The 18859-nt window shown below is 71.2% G+C and carries 17 protein-coding genes; 6 read left to right on the top strand and 11 right to left on the bottom strand.

What is annotated here, in order from left to right:
* The first annotated feature begins 18 nt into the window (after positions 1–18).
* Positions 19–660, top strand: coding sequence for a dihydrofolate reductase family protein (locus FJQ56_RS15955; protein WP_140010577.1), 642 nt, complete (start codon positions 19–21; stop codon positions 658–660).
* A 1-nt stretch (position 661) separates the two neighbouring features.
* Here the strand turns inward: FJQ56_RS15955 and FJQ56_RS15960 are convergent, their stop codons facing one another.
* The 4 genes from FJQ56_RS15960 to FJQ56_RS15975 all read right to left on the bottom strand — a co-directional run bounded on the left by FJQ56_RS15960 (position 662) and on the right by FJQ56_RS15975 (position 5444).
* A complete protein-coding gene (locus FJQ56_RS15960; RefSeq protein ID WP_140010578.1) occupies positions 662–3022 on the bottom strand; it encodes an ATP-binding cassette domain-containing protein in 2361 nt (786 codons plus the stop codon).
* Positions 3019–3999 carry a helix-turn-helix transcriptional regulator gene (locus FJQ56_RS15965; protein ID WP_140010579.1) on the bottom strand — a complete coding sequence of 327 codons (981 nt, stop codon included), beginning with the start codon at positions 3997–3999 and terminating at the stop codon, positions 3019–3021. Before FJQ56_RS15965 ends, FJQ56_RS15960 begins: the two co-directional genes overlap by 4 nt.
* Positions 4000–4032: 33 nt before the next feature.
* Complete coding sequence (locus FJQ56_RS15970) at positions 4033–4311, bottom strand: DUF3072 domain-containing protein (RefSeq protein ID WP_140010580.1); 279 nt, start codon at positions 4309–4311, stop codon at positions 4033–4035.
* Positions 4312–4427: 116 nt separating this feature from the next.
* Entirely contained in the window at positions 4428–5444 is a 1017-nt protein-coding gene (locus tag FJQ56_RS15975) for a zinc-dependent alcohol dehydrogenase family protein (RefSeq protein ID WP_140010581.1), read from the bottom strand.
* Positions 5445–5532: 88 nt separating this feature from the next.
* Here FJQ56_RS15975 and FJQ56_RS15980 point away from each other — a divergent pair, with 88 nt between their 5' ends.
* The 4 genes from FJQ56_RS15980 to FJQ56_RS15995 all read left to right on the top strand — a co-directional run bounded on the left by FJQ56_RS15980 (position 5533) and on the right by FJQ56_RS15995 (position 9989).
* Positions 5533–7056 carry a helix-turn-helix domain-containing protein gene (locus tag FJQ56_RS15980; protein ID WP_140010582.1) on the top strand — a complete coding sequence of 508 codons (1524 nt, stop codon included), beginning with the start codon at positions 5533–5535 and terminating at the stop codon, positions 7054–7056.
* Positions 7057–7236: 180 nt separating this feature from the next.
* Positions 7237–8043 carry a glycerophosphodiester phosphodiesterase family protein gene (locus FJQ56_RS15985; RefSeq protein ID WP_140010583.1) on the top strand — a complete coding sequence of 269 codons (807 nt, stop codon included), beginning with the start codon at positions 7237–7239 and terminating at the stop codon, positions 8041–8043.
* The gene (locus tag FJQ56_RS15990) at positions 8040–9440 is read left to right on the top strand and encodes an MFS transporter (protein ID WP_140010584.1); all 1401 of its coding nucleotides are present in this window, start codon (positions 8040–8042) and stop codon (positions 9438–9440) included. The genes FJQ56_RS15985 and FJQ56_RS15990 overlap by 4 nt, the downstream gene beginning before the upstream one ends.
* Before the next feature lie 159 nt (positions 9441–9599).
* Complete coding sequence (locus FJQ56_RS15995; RefSeq protein WP_140010585.1) at positions 9600–9989, top strand: RNA polymerase-binding protein RbpA; 390 nt, start codon at positions 9600–9602, stop codon at positions 9987–9989.
* 58 nt (positions 9990–10047) lie between these two features.
* Here the strand turns inward: FJQ56_RS15995 and FJQ56_RS16000 are convergent, their stop codons facing one another.
* The 7 genes from FJQ56_RS16000 to kdd form a co-directional block, all read right to left on the bottom strand.
* Positions 10048–10581: an FxsA family protein gene (locus FJQ56_RS16000; RefSeq protein ID WP_140010586.1), complete on the bottom strand. Its 534-nt coding sequence runs from the start codon at positions 10579–10581 to the stop codon at positions 10048–10050.
* A gap of 22 nt (positions 10582–10603) precedes the next feature.
* Positions 10604–11353, bottom strand: coding sequence for a polyprenol monophosphomannose synthase (locus FJQ56_RS16005; protein ID WP_211351106.1), 750 nt, complete (start codon positions 11351–11353; stop codon positions 10604–10606).
* A gap of 5 nt (positions 11354–11358) precedes the next feature.
* Positions 11359–12897: an apolipoprotein N-acyltransferase gene (lnt, locus tag FJQ56_RS16010; protein WP_246084202.1), complete on the bottom strand. Its 1539-nt coding sequence runs from the start codon at positions 12895–12897 to the stop codon at positions 11359–11361.
* Between the two features lie 442 nt (positions 12898–13339).
* Positions 13340–13756, bottom strand: coding sequence for a 3-aminobutyryl-CoA ammonia lyase (gene kal / locus FJQ56_RS16015; protein ID WP_140010587.1), 417 nt, complete (start codon positions 13754–13756; stop codon positions 13340–13342).
* 1 nt (position 13757) lies between these two features.
* Positions 13758–14522: a lysine 5,6-aminomutase subunit beta gene (kamE, locus tag FJQ56_RS16020; protein WP_140010588.1), complete on the bottom strand. Its 765-nt coding sequence runs from the start codon at positions 14520–14522 to the stop codon at positions 13758–13760.
* The gene (gene kamD / locus FJQ56_RS16025; RefSeq protein ID WP_140010589.1) at positions 14522–16120 is read right to left on the bottom strand and encodes a lysine 5,6-aminomutase subunit alpha; all 1599 of its coding nucleotides are present in this window, start codon (positions 16118–16120) and stop codon (positions 14522–14524) included. The genes kamE and kamD overlap by 1 nt, the downstream gene beginning before the upstream one ends.
* Positions 16120–17175, bottom strand: coding sequence for an L-erythro-3,5-diaminohexanoate dehydrogenase (gene kdd, locus FJQ56_RS16030; protein ID WP_246084203.1), 1056 nt, complete (start codon positions 17173–17175; stop codon positions 16120–16122). The genes kamD and kdd overlap by 1 nt, the downstream gene beginning before the upstream one ends.
* Positions 17176–17303: 128 nt before the next feature.
* On the opposite strand from kdd, the gene FJQ56_RS16035 reads away from it, so the two are divergent.
* Positions 17304–18764 carry a KamA family radical SAM protein gene (locus FJQ56_RS16035; RefSeq protein ID WP_140010590.1) on the top strand — a complete coding sequence of 487 codons (1461 nt, stop codon included), beginning with the start codon at positions 17304–17306 and terminating at the stop codon, positions 18762–18764.
* Positions 18765–18859 lie beyond the last annotated feature (95 nt).

The following is an 18859-nucleotide window of genomic DNA, read 5'->3' on the forward strand; positions in this document are numbered from 1 at the left end:
CTGCCGGTCTGGTCCCCCATGAGCCAGCTGCTGAGGGTCCACAACTTCGTCGTCTCCAGCGACGGCTACGGCGCCGGTGAGGGGCAGAGCCTGGAGTCCCCCTTTGGTCACGCCGACCCCGGGCAGCTGATGTCCTGGGCCTTCGGTACGGCGAGCTGGCCCAACCGCACCGAGCCCGGTGGCAGCCTCGGACTCGAGGACCACCTGGTCCGCGAGTTCCACCGCAACGTCGGCGCCGAGATCATGGGCCGCAACAAGTTCGGTCCTCAACGCGGCCCGTGGGTCGACCACGAGTGGGTGGGCTGGTGGGGCGACGAGCCGCCCTTCCACACCCCGGTCTTCGTGATGACCCACCACCTGCGGCCGTCCTTCTCACTGTCCGACACCACGTTCCACTTCGTCGACGACGAGCCGGCCGCCGTCCTGCAGCAGGCGCGTACGGCGGCCCACGGCAAGGACGTCCGGCTCGGCGGTGGCGCCGCCACCGTCCGGGCCTTCCTCGACGCCGACCTCGTCGACACCCTCCACGTCGCCGTCGCCCCGGTCGAGCTCGGCCGGGGGTCGCGGCTGTGGACCTCGCCGGACGAGCTGTACGACCGCTACGAGGTCGACGTGGTGCCGCGCCCCGACGGCTTCACGCACTACCTCTTCTGGAGGTAGCTCACCCGACGTACGCCGCCAGGTGCTCGCCGGTCAGCGTCGAGCGGGCCGCGACGAGGTCGGCGGGCGTGCCCTCGAAGACGACCCGGCCGCCGTCGTGCCCGGCACCCGGTCCGAGGTCGATGATCCAGTCGGCGTGGGCCATCACCGCTTGGTGGTGCTCGATCACGATGACCGACCTGCCCGACTCGACGAGCCGGTCGAGCAGGCCGAGCAGGTGGTCGACGTCGGCCAGGTGCAGACCTGTGGTCGGCTCGTCGAGCACGTAGACGCCGCCCTTCTCCCCCAGGTGCGTCGCGAGCTTGATCCGCTGACGCTCGCCTCCGGACAGGGTGGTCAGCGGCTGGCCGAGCGTGAGGTAGCCGAGGCCGACGTCGGCCAGGCGCGCCAGGATCCGGTGCGCGGCCGGAAGCGCACCCACACCCTCGGCGAAGAAGCGCTCGGCGTCGGCGACGGACAGCCCGAGCACCTCGCTGATGTCGAGCCCACCGAGTCGGTAGTCGAGCACCGACGCCGCGAACCGCTTGCCCTCGCACACCTCGCACGGCGTGGCGACGCCGGCCATGATGCCCAGGTCGCTGTAGACGACGCCGGCGCCCTTGCAGTGCGGGCAGGCGCCCTCGGAGTTGGCACTGAACAGCGCCGGCTTGACGCCGTTCTGCTTGGCGAAGGCCTTGCGGATCGGCTCGAGCAGACCGGTGTACGTCGCCGGGTTGCTCCTCCGCGAGCCGCGGATGCCCTCCTGCCCGATGGCCACCACGCCGTCGCGGCGGGCCACCGAGCCGTGGATCAACGAGCTCTTGCCCGACCCGGCGACCCCGGTCACCACGGTCAGGACGCCGAGCGGCACGTCGACGTCGACGTCCTGCAGGTTGTGGGTCGACGCGCCCCGGATCTCCAGGACCCCGGCGGGGCTACGCACGGAGTCCTTGAGCCGGGCTCGGTGGTCCAGGTGCCGACCGGTGACCGTGTCGCTCCCCCGCAGGCCCTCGAGGGTGCCCTCGAAGCAGACGACGCCACCCTCGGTGCCGGCGCCGGGGCCGAGGTCGACGACGTGGTCGGCGATGGCGATGGTCTCGGGCTTGTGCTCGACCACGAGCACCGTGTTGCCCTTGTCGCGCAGCTGGAGCAACAGCTCGTTCATCCGCTGGATGTCGTGCGGGTGCAGGCCGATCGTGGGCTCGTCGAAGACGTAGGTGACGTCGGTGAGGGCCGAGCCGAGGTGGCGGATCATCTTGGTGCGCTGGGCCTCGCCGCCGGACAGCGTGCCGGAGGGCCGGTCGAGCGAGAGGTAGCCCAGGCCGATGGTGACGAAGGAGTCGAGGGTCTGCGTCAGGGCGGCCAGCAGCGGTGCCACCGACGGCTCCTCGACCCCACGGATCCAGGCGGCCAGGTCGCTGATCTGCAAGCGACACAGGTCGGCGATGCTGCGGCCCCGCACCGTCGACGACCGGGCGAGCACGCTCAGCCGGGTGCCGTCGCAGTCGGGGCAGCGGGTGAAGGTGACCGCCCGCTCGACGAACGCTCGGACATGGGGCTGCATCGCGTCGACGTCCTTGGCGAGGAACGTCTTGGTGATCTGGGGGACGAGGCCGAGGAAGGTCAGGTTGATGCCGTCGACCTTGATCCTGGTGGCCTCCTTGTGCAGGAGGTCGTCGAGCTCCCGCTCGGAGTAGTCCTTGATCGGCTTGTCGGGGTCGAACCAGCCGCAGCCACGCAGGATCCGGCCGTTCCAGCCGTCCATCGTGTAGCCCGGGATGCTCAGGGCACCCTCGTTGAGCGACTTCTCGTCGTCGTAGAGCGCGGTGAGGTCGAAGTCCTGCACGTGGCCGCGACCCTCGCACCGCGGGCACATGCCGCCGGTGACGTTGAACTCCCGCCGCTCGCGGATCGTGCGGCCGGCCTTCTCGACGGTGACCGCTCCGGCGCCGGCGATCGAGGCGACGTTGAACGAGAACGCCTGCGGGCCCCCGACGTGGGGAGTGCCCAGCCGGCTGAACAGGATGCGCAGCATCGCGTGGACGTCGGTAGCGGTGCCGACCGTGGAGCGGGGATCGGACCCCATCCGTTCCTGGTCGACGATGATCGCGGTGGTCAGTCCCTCAAGCACGTCGACGTCGGGACGGGCCAGCGTCGGCATGAAGCCCTGCACGAACGTGCTGTAGGTCTCGTTGATCAGCCGCTGGGACTCGGCCGCGACGGTCCCGAACACCAACGAGCTCTTGCCCGAGCCGGACACCCCGGTGAACACCGTGAGCCGGCGCTTGGGCAGGTCGACGCTGACGTCACGCAGGTTGTTGACCCGTGCGCCGACGACCCGGATCAGGTCGTGGCGGGCCGCGGCGGGCACGTGGCTCGTCATGCGGGCACCTCCCCGGGTGTCGGGGCCGCGGCGTCGCGCAGGCGGCCCGACAGCCGACGGCACTCGTCGCGCAGGGCGGGAGGTCCGACGACCGTGAACGGCGCGCCGATCCGCAGCAGCTGCCAGGCGTACCAGCCGGCGTCGTCGGTGCTGCCGACCACGCGCGTGTGCCCGGTGTCGGTCGTCTCGAGCCGGCCCAGGCTGCGCGGCAGGCAGGCCGCGACCTCGTCGTACGGCGCCGCGACGACGACCTCGACCGGGATGCCCCAGCCCTCCGCCATGTGCTCGTCGACCGCCGTGGCGACGTCCAGGTCGAGGGTCGGGGTGAACCGGTCGCCCGTGGGGGTGGCCGACTCGATCCGGTCGAGCCGCAGGACCCGCTTGGCGTCGGCGTGGTGCGACCAGCACAGGAGGTACCAGCGGTCGTGGCGCAGGTTGACGCCCCACGGGTCGACGGTCATCTCGCGTGGCTCGGCGCCACCGGCCGTCCGGTAGCGCAACCGCAGCCGTACGCCGTCCTGCGCGGCTCGGGCCAGCTCGCTCGCCAGCCGCGGGTCGGGTCCGTCGCCCGACGGGGCCGACCCGATGGCCCGCAGCGCCTCGACGGGACCGGACAAGGACGCGGGCAACACTCGCGCGATCTTGTCGAGCGCCGTGTCCACCGCGCCGTCGCCCCCGACCGCTCCGCGCCCCCGCACCGCGGCCATCACCAGCGCCAGCGCCTCGTCGGTCGAGAACATCAGCGGCGGCACCCGGAAACCCCGCCCCAGTCGGTAGCCGCCGTGCTTGCCCGGCGTCGACTCGACCGGGATGCCCGCCTGACGCAGGATCCCGACATAGCGCCGGGCCGCGCGCGACGTGACCCCGAGACGCTCACCGAGCCGCTCCCCCGAGACCCCCGGACGGTCCTGGATCAGCTCGAGCGCCACCAGCGCCCGAGCCGTCGGGGTCGCGTCGTCGGCCCGGAACTCGCTCACCCGCGGCAGGCTAACGTCCGCACGCGAAGTGCGTCAGGAGTCGGTGCCCCGACCGGTCGACTCCTGGAGCCGCTCGATGTGCTCGGACGCCTCGGCCTTGGTCAGGTCGGCCGACAGGGTCTCCCCCGCCTGACGGGCCAGCGTGTCGAGGTAGCTGCGCTGGGCGCCGGTCATCGGCTCGTCACCGGTGACCCAGTCGTGGGGGTCCTTCTCGGTCGTGTTGCCGGCGCCGGCGCCGAGGACCTCCTCGGTCGAGCCGGTGGGCTCCGTCGGGTCCGTGGCGTCGGTCGAATGCGTGTTCGATTCAGTCATGCTCCGACCGTACGACGGCCCACCCCCCAGCGAGCCCACCCGGAGGGAGAGTGCTGGGCGACGAGACGTCAGGTCGACGAGACGTCAGGTCGACGAGACGTCAGGTCGACGAGACGTCAGGGCTGGAGCAGCACCTTGATCGCGGTCCGCTCGTCCATCGCGCGGTAGCCGTCGGCCACCTGGTCGAGCGGCAGCGTCAGGTCGAAGACCTGTCCCGGGTCGATGACGCGGTCGAGGACCAGCTGGAGCAGCTCGGGCAGGTAGCGGCGGACGGGCGCGATGCCGCCGGCCAGGCCGATGTTCTTGCTGAACATGGTCCGCAGCGGTGCCTCCGCCCCGTGGGGTACGCCGACGAACCCGACGGTCGCGCCGGGGCGCGCCACGCGGAAGGCCTGCTCGAAGGCCGGCCCGTTGCCGACGCACTCGAGCACCGCGTCGCCTCCCACGCCGCCGAGGATGTCCTTGACGGCCGTGACGCCCTCCTTGCCGCGCTCGGCCACGACGTGCGTCGCCCCGAACCGGCGGGCCAGCTCCTGTCGCGGCGCGTGGCGCGACATCGCGATCACCGTCTCGGCGCCCAGGTGGGCCGCCGCCAGCACGCCGCAGAGCCCGACCGCGCCGTCGCCGACCACGACCGCGGTGCCGCCCTCGCGGACGCCCGCGGCCACGGCGGCGTGCCAGCCCGTGGCCATCACGTCGGAGAGCGCGAGCAACGACGGGACCAGATCGGCGTCGGGCACGCCGTCGGTCTTGACCAGCGACCCGTCGGCCTGGGTGACCAGGGCGTACTCGGCCTGGCCGCTCTTGGTGATGCCGAAGTTGTCGCACGCCGAGTGCGCGCCGTTGAGGCACGCCGGACAGGTGTTGTCGCAGTGGTCGAACGGCACGACGACGAAGTCACCGGGGCGGAAGTCGCGTACGCCGGAGCCGACCTCCTCCACGACGCCGAGGCACTCGTGCCCGATCGTGTGGGCGCTCTCGGTCTCGTCGTCACCTCGGTAGGGCCACAGGTCGGACCCGCAGATGCACGAGGCGTGCACCTTGACGATCGCGTCGGTCGGCTTCTGGATCGTGGGGTCGGGAACCTCCTCGAACCGGATGTCGCGGGGGCCGTGGATCACCGTTGCCTTCATGCCCCCCAGCCAACCAGCCGGGTCAACCTCGCGGCGCGCCGCGCCACGACTTGACCCGGTATCTCACATGTGAGTTACCGTGGGTGACATGGCAGTGGACTACAAAGGACGCATCGGCAACCTCATCCGTGACGCGCGCAAGCACCGGGGCCTGACCCAGACCCAGCTCGCCGATCTGCTGAGCACAAGCCAGAGCGCGATCAACCGGATCGAGAAGGGCCACCAGAACCTCTCGCTCGAGATGCTGGCCCGCATCGGCGAGGCGCTCGACTCCGAGATCGTCGCCCTCGGCGCCGGCCCGACGCACCTGCGCGTCCAGGGCCCCACCACGCTGTCGGGCTCGATCGAGGTCAAGACCTCCAAGAACGCCGGCGTCGCGCTCCTGTGCGCCTCGCTGCTCAACCGCGGCCGGACCACGCTGCGCCGAGTGGCGCGCATCGAGGAGGTCAACCGGCTGCTCGAGGTGCTCAACAGCATCGGCGTGCAGACCCGGTGGATCGGCGACGACGACCTCGAGATCATCCCGCCCCGTGAGTTCGACCTGAGCCGGATCAACGAGGAGGCCGCCCGTCGGACCCGCTCGGTCATCATGTTCCTCGGCCCGCTGCTCCACCGCGCCGAGACCTTCGACCTCCCCTACGCCGGCGGCTGCAACCTCGGCACCCGCACCGTCGAGCCCCACATGACCGCGCTGCGACCCTTCGGGCTCGAGGTCAAGGCGACCGACGGCAGCTACCACGCCCAGGTCGACCGGGCCGTCGGCCCCCGGCGCCCGATCGTGCTCACCGAGCGCGGCGACACCGTCACCGAGAACGCCCTGATGGCCGCGGCCCTCCACCCGGGCGAGACGATCATCCGCAACGCCTCGTCCAACTACATGGTCCAGGACCTCTGCTTCTACCTGCAGAAGCTCGGCGTCGAGATCGAGGGCATCGGCACCACGACGCTGCGCATCACCGGGCTGGCGACCATCGACGTCGACGTCGACTACGCCCCCAGCGAGGACCCGATCGAGGCGATGTCGCTGCTCGCGGCCGCCATCGTCACCAAGTCGTCGATCACGATCACCCGGGTGCCGATCGAGTTCCTTGAGATCGAGCTGGCGGTGCTCGAGGAGATGAACTTCCACTACGAGCGCTCCGAGGAGTACGTCGCCCGCAACGGCCACACGCGCTTGGTCGACCTCCACACCAAGCCGTCGCAGCTGGTCGCCCCGCTCGACAAGATCCACCCGATGCCGTTCCCGGGCCTCAACATCGACAACCTGCCGTTCTTCGCGGTCATCGCCGCGGTGGCCGACGGACAGACCTTCCTGCACGACTGGGTCTACGAGAACCGCGCGATCTACCTCACCGAGCTCACCAAGCTCGGCGGTCACGTCAAGCTGCTCGACCCCCACCGCGTGATGATCGAGGGCCCCACGTCGTTCTCGGGCGCCGAGCTGGTCTGCCCCCCGGCGCTGCGTCCCGCGGTCGTCATCCTGCTGGCGATGCTCGCCTCGAAGGGCACCTCGGTGCTGCGCTCGACCTACGTGATCCACCGCGGCTACGAGGACCTCGCCGAGCGCCTCAGCGCCCTGGGCGCCAACATCGAGACCTTCCGCGACATCTGAGACGCGCAGCCGGTCGCGAGGCACGAGCGACCGGCGTGGGCGCGGCCAGGTCGAGCAGCGCCGGCGACCGAGGAACGAGGTCGCCAGAAGCATGTCGAGACCACCGCAGCCGATCCCGGGAGCCCACGCCCGAGCCCGGGTGCTCAGCCCACACGTCGTGACGGACGCCATACTTCCCCGGTGACCTCACCGCGCACCGGCCGTCCCTACCTCGACGAGGTGTGTGAACAGCCGGGCACGGTGCTCGCGCTGGCCCACCGCGGCGGCGCCTACCACCCCGAGATCGAGGGCCTCGAGAACACCCTCGCCGCCTTCCGGCACGCCGCCTCCCTCGGCTACCGCTACCTCGAGACCGACGTGCACGCGACCGCCGACGGCGTCCTGCTGGCCTTCCACGACGACGTGCTCGACCGGGTCAGCGACCAGCAGGGCGCGATCGCCGCGCTCACCCACGCCGACGTACGCCGGGCGCGCGTCGGGGGCCGCGAGGAGATCCCGACCCTGGCCGCGCTCCTCGACGAGCTGCCGGGGGCCCGCTTCAACATCGACCTCAAGGCCGACGGTGCGGTCCGTCCGCTCGCCGACCTGATCAGCGCCCGCAACCTCTGGGACGACGTCCTGGTCGGCTCCTTCTCGACGGCCAGGGTCCGTGAGTTCCGGCGGCTCACCGCCGGGCGCGTGGCCACGTCGGCCTCGAACGCCGAGGCCGTGGGCTTCGTCACCGGCGTACGCCGGCGCGCCGACTTCGACGCCCTCCAGCTGCCGCACCGCCGGGGCCGTCTCGTGGTCACCACGGCGCGGCTGGTGCGCCGGGCCCACGCGGCGCGCAAGCATGTGCACGTCTGGACGATCGACGCGGAGGAGGAGATGAGGGTGCTGCTCGACCGTGGCGTCGACGGCATGTTCACCGACCGCACCGACACGCTGAAGCACGTGCTCGCCGAGCGCGGCCAGTGGCAGGACCACGACCTGGGAAGGGACCCATGACCTCGTTCGCCGACCTGGCGCCGCTCGAGCGCGCCCAGGAGCAGAAGGCCTGGTACTGGTACGACTGGGCCAACAGCGCCTACTTCACCACGGTGCTGAGCGTCATGTTCGCGCCCTACATGATCGAGGTCGCCGGCAAGGCCGCCGGCTGCCCCGACAACCTCGACGACGCCGCCTCGTGCGGCAACACCGTCGGGCTCCTGGGGCTCGACCTCGCCGCCGGGTCGCTGCCGTTCTACCTCACCAGCTTCGCCACGATCCTGAGCGCGTTCGTGCTCCCGGTCGTCGGCGCCTTCGTCGACCGCTCCTCGCACAAGAAGCGGCACATGGCCTTCTTCGCCTGGGCCGGCGCGGCGTTCGCCTCGCTGCTGTTCTTCATGAAGGACGACGACTGGCAGATCGGCGCGGTCGCGGTCGTGTTCTCCAGCGTGCTGGCCGGCTGCTCGCTGGTGAGCTACTCGGCGATCCTGGTCGACATCTCGACCGAGGACGAGCGCGACCGGGTCTCCTCGCGCGGCTGGGCCTTCGGTTACCTCGGCGGCGGGGTCCTGCTGGCGATCAACCTCGGCATGTTCCTCGGTCACGACGCCATCGGTCTCTCCAGCGGGTTCGCGGTGCGGCTCTCGCTGCTGTCGGCGGCGGTGTGGTGGGCCGGGTTCACGATCATCCCGTTCCTGCGCCTGCGCGACCGCGACCCGGTCGACCCGGTCGCGGTCACCGGCAGCGTCCTGGACCGCAGCTTCGGCCAGCTCTGGCGCACCCTGAAGGAGCTGCGCGGCTACCCGATGACGCTGACCTTCCTCGCGGCGTACCTGTTCTTCAACGACGGCATCCAGACCGTGATCTACGCCGCGTCGACCTACGGCTCCAAGACGCTCGGCTTCGGCGACAGCGTGCTGATCGGCACGATCCTGCTCATCCAGTTCGTCGCCTTCGGCGGCGCCCTGCTCTTCGGGAGGATCGCGGCCAGGGTGGGCAGCTACAAGCCGATCCTCTACGGCGTCTTCGTGTGGATCGTCATCGTGGTCCTGGCGTTCTTCCTGCCCGAGGGCAACGTGCCGCTCTTCATGCTGATCGCGGTGGCGATCGGGCTGGTCCTGGGCGGCACCCAGGCGCTGTCGCGGTCCTTCTTCAGCCTGCTGATCCCCCGGGGCCGCGAGGGCGAGTACTTCGCGCTCTACAACGCCTGCGAGCGAGGTACGTCGTGGCTCGGCACGTTCGTGTTCGCCGTGATGTTCCAGCTCACCGACTCCTACCGGCCGGCGCTGCTCGCCCTGATCGCCTTCTTCGCCGTCGGCGCGTTCTTCCTCCTACGGCTCGATCCCGAGCGCGGCATCCGCGAGGCCGGCAACACCGTGCCGGAACCGCTGCGCACCGCGACCGGCACGCAGGGCTGACCGGCGGGCCCGGGCCCGCGCGCGACGCACCTGGCGACGGCATACCGAAGGTCTGGGCGGAACGGGCGTGGAATCTTGGCGCGCTGGGTACCGTTGAGTACAGAGAGTCGGGCGTCCGCCCGCCTCGCATCCCACGCACACATGGTTTGGAGGTGCCTCATGGCAGAGCGCACACTGCGTGGCGCACGACTGGGTGGTCAGAGCTTCGAGGACGAGCGCGGCATCGAGTTCGCCGCCCGTCAGCAGGTCGGCTACCGGTGCCAGCACGGTCACGACTTCGAGATCACCATGTCGGTCGAGGCCGACGTGCCGGCGGTCTGGGAGTGCCCCCGCTGCGGCGCCGAAGGCCTCAGCACGTCCGGCATCGAGCGTGTCGAGAAGGCCGAGAAGCCGGTCCGCACCCACTGGGACATGCTGCTCGAACGCCGCTCCGAGAAGGAGCTCGAGGACATCCTCAAGGAGCGTCTCGAGCTGCTGCGTGGCGGCGAGATCGGGCCGGCCCACCTGCACCGCGCCTCGTCGAAGAAGAAGGCACGCGCGACCGCCTGACCGCCGCCTGATCGTTTCGTGACGGTCGCGGTTCCTTCGATCCGCTTCCTTCGATCCGCTAGTCCTCGACCACCTCGCCCCGGACCACAGGTCCGGGGCGTCGTGCGTCCGGGCCCCGTCCGGCGCCCGGGCCGCCGAGCGGTCCGATAACCGCGAGCCGACGGGTCACGATCCGGGCCAGCAGCGCCCGGAACACCGGCCGGGTGAACGGCAGGATGAGCAGGATGCCGAACACGTCGGAGACGAAGCCGGGGCTCAGCATCAGGGTGCCGCCGACCAGGATCAGCGCCCCGTCGGCGAGCTCGGTGGCGGGCATCCGGCCAGTCTCGAGCGCCGACCGCAGGCCGCGCCACGCCCGACCACCCTCGCGCTTGACCAGCCAGCTGCCGAGGATGCTGTCGGCGATGAGCAGGGCCACGGTCCACCACCCGCCGATGACCTGCCCGACCTGGATGAGCACGTAGATCTCGATAATCGGCACGACCACGAACAGCACGAACAGCACCCACGTCAGGCGGCTGCGCCGCCGCGACCGTCCGGCGCCCGCCGCTCGTTCGGGTCGCTCGGGTCGGACGGGACGGTCGGTGGCCATGTCACCGAGTGTAGGACGCGGGTCAGGTGGGCGGCGGGGGGCGACGACGCGACGCGAGGCCACGGCGTACCTGGTCGCGGCGCTCGCGCAGGCCCCACACGGTGATCCGGCGCAGCGACTCGGTGGCCACCGCCCCGCTCATCTTCGACTCGCCGCGGACCCGTTCGACGAACTCGATCGGCACCTCACGCACGACGAGCCCGGCGTGCAGGGTCCGGCTCACCATGTCGGTCTGGAAGACGTAGCCGGTGGAGCGGACCTGGTCGAGGTCGATCCGCTCCAGGGTGCTGCGTCGGAACAGCCGGTAGCCCGCGGTCGCGTCGCGCACGCGGATGCCGAGCAGCAGCCGGACGTAGATGTTGCCCCCGCGCGAGAGGAGCTCGCGGCGCAGCGGCCAGTTGACGACGCTGCCGCCCGGCACCCAGCGCGACCCGATGACCAGGTCGGCCCCGGGCAGCGCGTCGATGAGCCGGTGCAGCTGCTCGGGCTGGTGCGACCCGTCGGCGTCCATCTCGCCGATCACGTCGTACCCGTGCTCGAGGGCCCAGCCGAAGCCGGCGAGGTACGCCGCCCCGAGGCCGCCCTTGGCGCTGCGGTGGAGCACGTGGACGCGGGGGTCGGCGGCCGCCAGCCGGTCGGCGATCTCACCGGTGCCGTCGGGTGACTGGTCGTCGACCACGAGCACGTCGAGCCCCGGCTGCGCGGCGTGCAGGCGCCCCACGATCCAGGCCAGGTTGAGGGCCTCGTCGTAGGTCGGGAGGACCATCACCATGCGGGTCACGCGTCGGGGTCCTCGATCCTGGGTGGCGGCTGGACGGCGGTCGTCGGCTTGCGCCTGCCGACGATGATCCCGCACAGCACGCCGAGGACCGTCACCACGGGGGTGCCGGCCCGCAGCACCTCCCCCACCGCGAGCCCGGGTGTCCGGCCGCTCTTGAGGTCCACCGTCTGGACCACGACGTCCTGGGTGCGCCGCTGGGTGCGCTCGACGACCGAGCCGTCGGGGGCGATGACGCCCGAGACGCCGTTGGTGGCCGCGACGACGACGTAGCGGCCGGTCTCGATGGCGCGGGCCCGGGTGATCGCGAACTGCTGCTCGATCTGGTCGGTGAAGATGAAGCTGGCGTTGCTGGTCTGCACGGCCAGCAGCTCGGCCCCGTGGTCGACCTGCGTCTTGATGCCGTCGTCGTAGGCGACGTCGAAGCAGATGGAGTCGGCGACCTCGACGCAGGCGATGGTCAGTGGCGTGCTGCGGCTCCCGCTCAGCATGTCGCGCGGGATCCGGGCCAGCTGGCCGCTGTTGACCAGGCTGTCGGGCAGGACGCTGCGCAGCGGGATGTACTCGCCGTAGGCGACGGGGTGCCGCTTGGCGTAGCGGTCCCCCGCACCGGTCTCGGGGTCCCAGACGATGCCCTGGTTGAGGATGTGGCCGGCATCCGCGTCGACGATGGCCCCGACCAGCACGGGCACGCCGATGGCCTGGGTCGCGCGGGTGATGCCGGCGTTGATCCCGGCGTCCTCGAAGGGATCGCGGGCCGTGGAGTTCTCCGGCCAGACGACGAAGTCGGGCCCCGGCGACTCGCCCGCGGCGACGCGGTCGGCCAGCGCGACGGTCGCGTCGACGTGGTTCTGCGTGAGCTGCTCGACGTCGTAGAGGACGTCGTCGCCGCGACCGGGGACGTTGCCCTGCACGGCGGCCACCGTGGCCGTGCCCGTCGTGTCGAGCGTCCAGGGGCGCACCGCGGGTATGACCGACACCGCCGCGACCAGCACGACCGCGGCCAGCGCGAACAGCCGCTCGTCGCCCCGGGCGGACAGCAGCAGCCGGGCCAGCAGGAAGCCGAGCAGCGCCACCAGCATGCTGACCCCGTTGACGCCCACGTAGGCCAGCGCCGGGGCCAGCGGGGTGTCCACCACGCCGAAGCCCAGCCGGCCCCACGGCATCCCGCTGAACGGCCACGTCGAGCGGATGGTCTCCATCGCGACCCAGGCGGCGGCCAGCCACGCCGGCCACGACCGCAGCCGCTGGATGACCGGCGACAGGGCGCCGAGGACCCCGTAGAACAGCGCTTCGACGGACGCCAGTGCCAGCCAGGCGGGCAGCCCGATCGACGGGCTCATCCAGTGGATGTGGGGGAAGTAGAACCCGACTCCGAAGGCCAGGCCCACCAGGAAGCCTGCCCGCGAGCGGACCTCGCGCGTGCACACGGCGTACGCCGCGAGCGCGAACGGCATCACGTAGGCCACGGCCACCGGCTCGTAGGCCAGCGAGAGGACCACCCCGGCGAGCGCCGCGACGAGGGAGCGGGCCAGCACGAGGGGCAACGCTACCGGGCGACCCTGGGTGGCCACACAGGAACGTCACGGTGGTGGGCTCCGAAGGATCCGCGTGCATGAGCGGGAGGGACCACCGGGGCTCCGGCCGTCGCCGCCACGACTGGGTGTCGTGACGACGTCGTTGTCTCGGCCCGGGCGGGCCCTCCCGCGTCGCTCTCGCGGTGCGGACCGACCTCCGCGAACCATCGTCACCACGATGTTGGCGCTACACCTGGTGAGCACACGGCCACTCGGACGTCGGTCCGCCTGCCACGACCTGCACGAGCGAACGCGGCAAGGCTCGCGCGGGCTCTCGGGGGTGTCAACCGGCGTCTGACCTGCGACGACGGCCATCATCGCAGGTCAGCGCGAGGACCCTAGACGAGAAATAGTCCTCGAAATAGTCATCCCGTACGGCGTGTCGCACACGACGCGCCGAGGCTCAGCCCGGAACCACCACGGTGCCGGTGGCCGTGGTCGCCAGCAACGGCGGCTCGATTACCTCGGCCCGGCCCGGTCGCTCCGCGGTCGCAGCCCCCCGGGCGACCACGCGGACGGCGAACTCCATCAGCCGCGACCGGGTGCCAGCACGGACCAGCTCGGCGGTGACCTCCAGCACGTCACCGGCCCGCACAGGGGCCTTGAACTGGACGTCGGAGTAGGAGGCGAAGAGCCCCTCGTCGCCGTCGGTGACGATGCACAGCTCGGTGGCGACGTCGCCGAACAGCCCGAGGCTGTAGGCACCGTCGACGAGGTTGCCGGCGTAGTGGGCGTGGGCGTAGGGGACGTAGCGCCGGTGGACGACGCGGGTCCCGACGACCGGCTGGGGGTGGGGCTGGGGCTCTGGCGGGAGGGACATGTCAGGCGACCTTCGTGGCGGCGAGTCGGTGGGCGATGAAGGAGGCGACCTCACCGGGCGTCGTACCGCGTCCGAAGACGCGGTCGACACCGAGCTCGCCGGCCATGTTCTCGTCGAAGCGCGGGCCGCCGACGATGAGCAGCGGGCGCTTGTCGGAGGGGTAGGACTCGCGGAAGGCCGCGGACATCTCGCGGGTGTTGAGCAGGTGGGCGTCGCGCTGGGTGACGACCTGCGAGACCAGGACGGCGTCGGCCCTCTCGGCACGGGCCCGCTCGACGAGCTGGGGCACCGAGACCTGGGCGCCGAGGTTGACGACCTTGAGCTCGCGGTAGTACTCGAGACCCTTCTCGCCCGCGAAGCCCTTGATGTTGAGGATGGCGTCGATGCCGACCGTGTGGGCGTCGGTGCCGATGCAGGCGCCCACGACCGTGAGCCGGCGGCGCAGCGAGCGCTTGACGGCCGCGTTGACCTCCTTGGGTGTCAGCAGCGGGTAGTCGCGCTCGACGACCTGGACGATGCTCGGGTCGACGACGTGGTTGACCCGCCCGTAGACCACGAAGAACGTGAAGTCGGGTCCCATCGGCTTGGCGTGCACGACCAGCGCGGGATCCATCCCCATCTTGTTGGCCAGCTGCTGGGCCGAGCCCTCGGCGATCTTGGAGTGCGGCATCGGCAGGGTGAAGCTGATCTGCACCATGGCGTCGCCGGTGGTGTCGCCGTAGGGCACCACCGGCCGCAGCGGATCGGGAGCGGTCGGGTCGCTCATCACAGCACCTCCTGGGCGTCGAGGATCTCCGTGGCGGGGTTGTAGTAGACGCTGGACTTGGCCGCGACCCCGTCGAGGCCGCGGCCGGCGTCGGCCGGGCGCTTCATCAGCCCGAAGGTGCCGGTGCTGATGGCATCGAGCAGGCCGTCGTCGACGATCCTCTCGAGCAGCTCGATCGACTCCCCCAGCACCTGGCGGGCGCGCTGGTTGATGACGCCGTCCGGAGCCGGGTGGAAGTCCTCGTGCAGTCGGCCGGCGGCCTCCATCACGTAGCGGACGTTCTGCAGGGCGATGTCGCGGTCGGAGATCCAGGGCGTCACGACGGCCTCGGTCATCATCCCGACGAGCAGGATGCCCTGACCGGTGAGCGCCCCGGCCAGGTTGAAGAACCCGTCGAGCAGGTTGCCCTTGAAGACGTCGCCGGTCATGTGGCGCGTCGGCGGCATCCACTTCAGCGGGGCGTTCGGGAACACCTCACGGGCCAGCAGCGCGTGGGCGAGCTCGAGGCGGAAGGAGTCGGGGATCGAGGGGTCGATCTCGAAGGCGTGGCCCAGGCCGAGCTGCCAGTCCTCGAGCCCGGCCTCCTTGGCGAAGTACTCGTTGAGCAGCTGGCTGGTCGTGACCGTGTGGGCGGCCTCGATGGCGTCGGCGGTGGTGAGGTAGTTGTCCTCGCCGGTGTTGATGATGATGCCGGCGCGGGCATGGACCTGGCGGCTGAAGCGCTGGTCGACGAACGTGCGGATCGGGTTGATGTCGCGGAACAGGATCCCGTACATCGAGTCGTTGAGCATCATGTCGAGCCGCTCGAGCCCGGCCAGCGCCGCGATCTCGGGCATGCAGAGCCCGCTGGCGTAGTTGGTGAGGCGGACGTAGCGGCCCAGCTGCTTGCTCGACTCGTCGAGCGCCGCGCGCATCAGCCGGAAGTTGTCCTGGGTCGCGTAGGTGCCGGCGTAGCCCTCGCGGGTCGCGCCCTCGGGCACGAAGTCGAGCAGGCTCTGACCGGTCGAGCGGATCACGGCGATCACGTCGGCGCCCTCGCGAGCGGCCTGCTGGGCCTGAGGGATGTCCTCGTAGATGTCGCCGGTGGCGACGATGAGGTAGATCCACGGCTGGCGCGGGGCGTCTCCGTGGCGCTTGATCATCCGATCGCGCTCGAGGCGGCGCTTGTCGACCGTCTTCAGGCCCCGCACGACCTGGCGGCGGCTGGCCGCGCGTGCCCGCTCGGCGTCCCTGCCCTCGGGCAGGCGGAAGGTGACCGAGCCGGCCGCGGCCTTCTGGGCCAGGGTCGCGAGGTCGTCGGCCTCGCCGCGCAGGAGGGCGTCCCAGACCGGCAGTGCGACTCCGTGCTCGAGCCCGCCGACCTCGTGCAGGTCGGCGCGCACGGTGTCCATGAGCCGGTTGACCCAGGGGGTGCCCTCGTCGTCGGCCCCGCCGAGGCCCGCCAGACGCAGGGTGGCGCGCTCGACGGCCACCGTCGTGTGCTTCTTGGCCATGGTCACGATCGGGCGCCCGGCCTTGCGGGCCAGGCTGCGGGCCTGCCTGACGGTGGCGGGATCGAGGTCGAGCTTGGTGGCGCGCTTGGCAGCGCGCGCGGCCATCAGAGCCTGCTCTCGAACAGCCGGCGTACGCCGTCGGTGCGGCGCAGCAGGTCCATCGCGTACGCCGCGTGGCCCGGCACGAAGCCGTTGCCGACGAGCATCCGCACATCGGCGGCCAGGCCCTCGGCGCCGAGCGCGGCGGCCGAGAACGACGTGGCCATGGAGAAGAAGACGACGGTGCCGCCGTCGGCGGTCGCCAGCACGGCGCCGCCCTCGCAGCCGGGCACGTCGACGCAGACGACGGTGACGTCGGCCGGGCCGCCGGCCTTCTCCACGGCGTCGCGCAGGGCGACGGGGTCGCGGGCGTCGGCGATGGTGACCTCGTCGGCGAGCCCTGCGCCGGTGAGCAGCTCGGACTCGGCCTGGTGGGGCACCACGCCGATGGTGCGGGCGGCGCCGGCATCGCGGGCGGCAGCCAGGCTGAGGGAGCCGGACTTGCCCGCGCCCCCCACCACCGCCACCACGGGATCGCGGCCGGTGGCGGCGTACTCGCCGACGATGCGGGCGGTCAGGGCGGGCGCACCGCACACGTCCATCACCGACAGGCTGAGCGGCACCGGCAGGTCGTCGGGGATGACGGCGGCGATGGAGCGGCCGAAGAGGACGGCGTAGCCGTCGCACGGCACCTGCTCCCCCAGCCCGTCCCACGAGGCCAGGGCGTCCTCGAGGACCAGCGGGGTCAGCGTGAGGGAGACCAGCGTGGTGACGCGGTCGCCGACGGCCAGGCCGAGCGGCGAGTCGGGGCCGACCTCCTCGACCGTGCCGACGAGCATCCCGCCGGAGCCCGTCTCGGGGTTCTGCATCTTGCCGCGGGTGGCGACGATGTCGAGGACGGCCGCGCGGATCGCGTCACCGTCGACGACCCCGTCGGTGGTGTGGGTGCGCTCGAGCTGGCGGAAGGACGCGGCGTCGAGGTTGAGCCGCTCGACGCGGATGCGCACCTCGTCGGGCCACAGCTCGCGGCGCGTGTCGAGGCGTTGGGCAGCCTGCGGCAGCACGGGGGGCCGGTCCAGCACCCGGTGCAGTCCGGTGGGGTCGCTCTCGGGTGAGATCACAGTCGTCCTTCGTTAAGTACTGGTAACCGAAGATCTTCCGGCGTGGAGATGTGCGAGCCGGACGTTCTGCCCGTAGCCTAGGTCACACGGCGCCCTGGGCGCAGATCAGCGAGGCACGGAGAGTCGCCATGAGCATCGAGACCAGCCTGTCCCTGGGCCTGGACAACGGCCAGCCCTACCCCTACCAGCGGGTCGAGCTCGTCGAGCCCGACTGGACCCGGTTCCCCGGCTGGAAGGACGTCACCGCCGAGCAGTGGGCGTCGGTGCAGTGGCAGCGCGCCCACTGCGTCAAGAACGTCAAGCAGCTGCGTGAGCTGCTCGGCGACCTGGTCGACGACCGGTTCTACGCCGACCTCGAGCGCGACCAGGCCGAGCGGGCCACCATGTCGATGCTCGTGCCGCCGCAGATGATGAACACCATGGCGCCGCACGCCGCCGTCGGCGGTCCGGGCTCGCTGACCGACGCGTTCTACGCCGACCCGGTGCGCCACTACATGATCCCCGTCTTCAGCGACCGGCGCACCGACTGGTCCTCCCACCCGCACGCCACCCGCGACTCGCTGCACGAGCACGACATGTGGGTCGCCGAGGGCCTGACGCACCGCTACCCCACCAAGGTGCTCGCCGAGCTGCTCCCGACCTGTCCGCAGTACTGCGGCCACTGCACGCGCATGGACCTCGTCGGCAACTCGACCCCGACCGTCGAGAAGCTCAAGTTCGTCGCCAAGCCCACCGACCGGCTCGCCTCGATGATGGACTACCTGCGCCGTACGCCGAGCGTGCGCGACGTCGTGGTCTCCGGCGGCGACGTCGCCAACATGCCGTGGGCCCGGCTCGAGGACTTCCTGACCCGCGTGCTTGAGATCGACAACATCCGCGACATCCGGCTGGCCACCAAGGCCCTGGTCGGTCTCCCCCAGCACTGGCTGCAGCCCGAGGTTCAGGAGGGCATGGCCCGCGTGGCCGGCATCGCCCGCAGCCGCGGGGTGTCGATCGCGATCCACACCCACGCCAACCACGCCAACTCGATCACCCCGCTCGTCGCCGAGGCGTCCCGCGCGATGCTCGACGCCGGGGTGCGCGACGTACGCAACCAGGGCGTGCTGCTCAACGGCGTCAACGCCGACCCGCACGCGCTCCTCGACCTGTGCTTCGCGCTCCTCGACGGGGCGCAGATCATGCCCTACTACTTCTACATGTGCGACATGATCCCGTACTCGGAGCACTGGCGGGTCTCGGTCGGTGACGCCCAGCGGCTGCAGCACCACATCATGGGCTACCTGCCCGGCTTCGCCACGCCGCGCATCGTGTGCGACGTGCCGTTCGTCGGCAAGCGCTGGGTGCACCAGCTGGCGTCGTACGACGAGGTGCGCGGCATCTCGCACTGGACCAAGAACTACCGGACCTCGATCGAGATGGACGAGGGCCACGACATGAGCAGCACCTACGAGTACTACGACCCGATCCACACCCTGCCCGCCGAGGGCCAGGCGTGGTGGGCCGAGCACGGCGACCTCGACACGTCGGCGCTCAAGGCCGCCGAGGTGGCCGAGGCGTCGCGTCGGATGGCGGCGCTGCAGGCTTACTGAGTCGAGCGCGCCGCTTCAGGGATTGCCTGCTAGCCGGGGACCTCTGAAGTTCGCAGGCAATGCATTGCCTGGGAACTTCAGGCTTCCCCGGTGAA

Source organism: Nocardioides plantarum, assembly GCF_006346395.1.
GTDB classification, from domain to species: Bacteria; Actinomycetota; Actinomycetes; order Propionibacteriales; family Nocardioidaceae; genus Nocardioides; species Nocardioides plantarum.

Coding starts and splice junctions, on each gene's coding strand:
- kal (WP_140010587.1), bottom strand. CDS start 13,756: ATGTCCCTCCCGCCAGAGCCCCAGCCCCACCCCCAGCCGGTCGTCGGG.
- FJQ56_RS15960 (WP_140010578.1), bottom strand. CDS start 3,022: ATGACGAGCCACGTGCCCGCCGCGGCCCGCCACGACCTGATCCGGGTC.
- FJQ56_RS15970 (WP_140010580.1), bottom strand. CDS start 4,311: ATGACTGAATCGAACACGCATTCGACCGACGCCACGGACCCGACGGAG.
- FJQ56_RS16000 (WP_140010586.1), bottom strand. CDS start 10,581: ATGGCCACCGACCGTCCCGTCCGACCCGAGCGACCCGAACGAGCGGCG.
- kamD (WP_140010589.1), bottom strand. CDS start 16,120: ATGGCCGCGCGCGCTGCCAAGCGCGCCACCAAGCTCGACCTCGATCCC.
- FJQ56_RS15995 (WP_140010585.1), top strand. CDS start 9,600: ATGGCAGAGCGCACACTGCGTGGCGCACGACTGGGTGGTCAGAGCTTC.
- kamE (WP_140010588.1), bottom strand. CDS start 14,522: ATGAGCGACCCGACCGCTCCCGATCCGCTGCGGCCGGTGGTGCCCTAC.
- FJQ56_RS16005 (WP_211351106.1), bottom strand. CDS start 11,353: ATGGTGATGGTCCTCCCGACCTACGACGAGGCCCTCAACCTGGCCTGG.
- FJQ56_RS15980 (WP_140010582.1), top strand. CDS start 5,533: ATGGCAGTGGACTACAAAGGACGCATCGGCAACCTCATCCGTGACGCG.
- FJQ56_RS15955 (WP_140010577.1), top strand. CDS start 19: ATGAGCCAGCTGCTGAGGGTCCACAACTTCGTCGTCTCCAGCGACGGC.
- FJQ56_RS15975 (WP_140010581.1), bottom strand. CDS start 5,444: ATGAAGGCAACGGTGATCCACGGCCCCCGCGACATCCGGTTCGAGGAG.
- FJQ56_RS15990 (WP_140010584.1), top strand. CDS start 8,040: ATGACCTCGTTCGCCGACCTGGCGCCGCTCGAGCGCGCCCAGGAGCAG.
- FJQ56_RS16035 (WP_140010590.1), top strand. CDS start 17,304: ATGAGCATCGAGACCAGCCTGTCCCTGGGCCTGGACAACGGCCAGCCC.